This is a genomic window from Nostoc sp. UIC 10630, from assembly GCF_010747425.1.
In the GTDB taxonomy this organism is placed as follows: Bacteria; Cyanobacteriota; Cyanobacteriia; order Cyanobacteriales; family Nostocaceae; genus Nostoc.
Window position 1 is genome coordinate 1 of the sequence record NZ_JAAGOG010000385.1, and the last position, 2,898, is coordinate 2,898.

General features: G+C 45.8%; 3 protein-coding genes. All 3 read right to left on the reverse strand.

The window, feature by feature from the left end:
* Positions 1-114: 114 nt before the first annotated feature.
* Positions 115-1,365 (reverse strand): GAF domain-containing protein, encoded by a 1,251-nt coding sequence (locus tag G1O98_RS37685; protein ID WP_163939493.1) that lies wholly within the window; start codon positions 1,363-1,365, stop codon positions 115-117.
* Positions 1,366-1,394: 29 nt separating this feature from the next.
* On the reverse strand, positions 1,395-2,420 hold the full coding sequence (locus G1O98_RS37690) for a chemotaxis protein CheW (RefSeq protein WP_163939496.1): 1,026 nt from the start codon (positions 2,418-2,420) through the stop codon (positions 1,395-1,397).
* 54 nt (positions 2,421-2,474) lie between these two features.
* A partial coding sequence (locus G1O98_RS37695; protein ID WP_345940638.1) for a four helix bundle protein occupies positions 2,475-2,898 on the reverse strand: 424 nt, incomplete at its 5' end.

A 2,898-nucleotide genomic window follows, 5' to 3' on the forward strand; every position in this document is an offset into this window, starting at 1 on the left:
GGTCCCCTCTGGGGATAAGGGGCGGGGGGAAAGAGAAAGGTTCTGTATTTTGCCTTTCCCCTTTAACCTTTACCCTTTTCCCACCTCTTGCAAAAAGCACTTTTGCAAGAGGTCTTATGGCTTCGACATTGATTTGAGGGTACAAGCAGCGATGTCGGCGATCGCTCTAAATTGCTCCTGGATTTGCGCGATTGACTCCAGCCCCGCAGTGATTTGGCGATCGCACGGCTCGATAGCAGAAGCAACGTCTGTTGCTGCCACCTGGAGTTCTTGGAACCATTCCTCTATATTTAAGGTGCTGTCGCGGGCTTGACGGGCGAGAATTTCCACCTGTTCGGCAGCAGCTAACAAACCTCTTTCCCGATCGCTAGCTTTTGTTGCTTCAATCGCTGTATTCAGGGACAAAACCTGAATTTTGCTACTCAAACCTTCCACAAGGTGAACAAAGCCAGAAGCTTGCTGGCAAAATTCACCAAGGTATTGCAGCTGTTTATTAGTAACAGCAACAGTATCTTGAATAGACATTAAATGCTCACCGGCAAGCTCGGCGATTCTTGCTCCTGCTTGTACAGCCTGGCTCACCTGCTGAAATGGCACTAGTAATTCAGAGCGATCGCAGGATTCAAGCTGTTGAGCAGGTGGAGCTACTATTTCAGCCCAGCGCAAGTTAATTGTCAACATCATTCCTACTTGTTGCAGCAAACTGCGCTCTGCTTCCTGCCATTGTCGGGGTTGGAGGCAATGATGAATAACTAAAAAACCCCAAGGCTGTTGTTTGACAATCAAGGGTAAGCACAGGCTAGCTTGCACCTGAAAGCGCTGCCAAAACTGCTGTTGGCGTGGGGTTAATTCTAATACTTCAGTTAGGTTGTTGAGTAAGTTTTGTCCGTCGCCAACATCGGGTTTATTAACAAACAAATTTATCGGTAGGGATTGGTTGAGCAACGATGTCCAACCCGCTTGTATAGCTTCTGCGATCGCTCGACTGCGATTATCTTCCTCAAAACGATAAATCAGGACGCGATCGGCGTTGAGAACATCTCGAAGGGCGGTAACTGTAACCTCCAAAAGTGCAGTTTGATTTTTTGCTTGCTGCATTTGCCGATCGATGACCGCAAGTTGTTCTCGCTGGAGTTGAAAAGCCCCTCGAACATTTTGATCGTTGTCACTGGGCGAATCCTTAGCCAAAGCTTGGATAAAAGCTTCGATTTGACTTACCTTCTGCTGCAATTGAGCGACCTTTGGCCCCTTAGCAGATTGAAAGACTGCTTTGATTAGAGCCACATTAGCCAAAATTTCTTCTATCTGGATTTCATTTTCAACAGGCTGGGTTTCAGAATTAGGGTCTAAAGTTGCGATCGTCACAGAAAACTCCTTGGCAGCATCAAGTTAAATCAGTGGGTTTGCCATTGCAATGTCTGGGCGATCGCTCTGGTGTCTAAAATCCAGCGATCGCCTGGCAGAATACCTCGAACAAAATTTAGCAGTTTGTTTGGCGAAAAGTCGGTTGGTGCCGATTGTGCTTGCTGTAAATCCTGCCACTCTACATCGTAGACATGAGCTACCAAAAACCCGACTACCTGATTTTGCAATTCGAGAACCAGAACCATTGGCTTTTCTGGTCGTGACTGCCGCTTCAAAAGTGGCGCATAACCAAGCAAATGTTCCAAGTCAACCAGCCGCAGCATCTGTCCTTGCCAATTATAGAAACCTAAAATCCAACTTGGTAAGGCCGGGGCTGGGGAAATTTCTTGGCTAGCGAGATGAATCATGTCCACTATTGAGTCAAATGGTAGCAATCCACTTCCTTGATTTCCCAAGGAAAAACGGAGAAATCTTTGCCGTTGTTCGCCTGATGTCAATCCAGGAGCCAAGGTTGGGGTTGTTCCGGGCAACCCCAATTTATCAGCCAATATCTGGCTCATACCAAAAAGAAGTACTTTGAGTGGTTCCTCGTTTGGTGCTACAGGCAAAACAGCCATGTGGCTAACACAGCTTAACTCCGCCACTTGCCGATAAGACCAAGGCACCGGACGCACAGCTGACAAAGGAATATCGATTAAGGCAGGGGGCTTGTCCACAGGAATGCCACAAATTTCCCCAGTCCGCGTTTGAGTCAGAAGTAAGAAGCGCCCTGAAGTGTCAACCGCAGAGGGAACTTGATGCGGCTGTTGGGCTTGCACTTGCTGAATGAATTTCTGGCGCAAGTCCACAATCGTAATGGTTTGCGCTCCCAAATCAACCATCCCGATACCACTTTCAACCGTACTGCTAATAGGGGGACAAGCCATCACCTTGAGAACTGCACCAACTGGCAGGGCAAATAAATAGTCTGCGATCGCAAAAACAACGACTCGTAATGAGTCGCGCTCGCTGACAGCGCCAGATAATCGCTTAAACGGAAAGGGAGTGTTAAGCATAAATAATAGAAAGGGTAAAGGGTAAAGGGGAAGGGGTAAAGGGTAAAGATTTTATTATTTTGATGACTGATTTATAGATTGAATTTGATTAGATAGCATACGGCTCAACTCTATAGCTTGATTAGAAAGTTGTGTATAAGTTGGTTGGTCTAGATAGCCCACTTCTAACGCTACTCTTAAAAGACTGCGAACTTCACCGGCAGACCCTTTAGCAATATTTAGAAAGTTTAAGTATTCTTTGCGAGAATATCGTTCAAATCCTTCTGCAATATTTGTAAGTATTGATACGGATGCACGTCTTAACTGATCTCTTAAACCAAAGTCTCTACTCAGTTCACCTTCCTTAGTCCTTAAGTATATTTGCTTAACTAAGTCAATACCTTTTTGCCATACTTTTAAATCCTCAAAAGTTTCAATTTTTTTCCTTTCCATTCCATTCCTTCCCTTCCCCCTTACCCTTTCCCCTTTCCCCTTTACC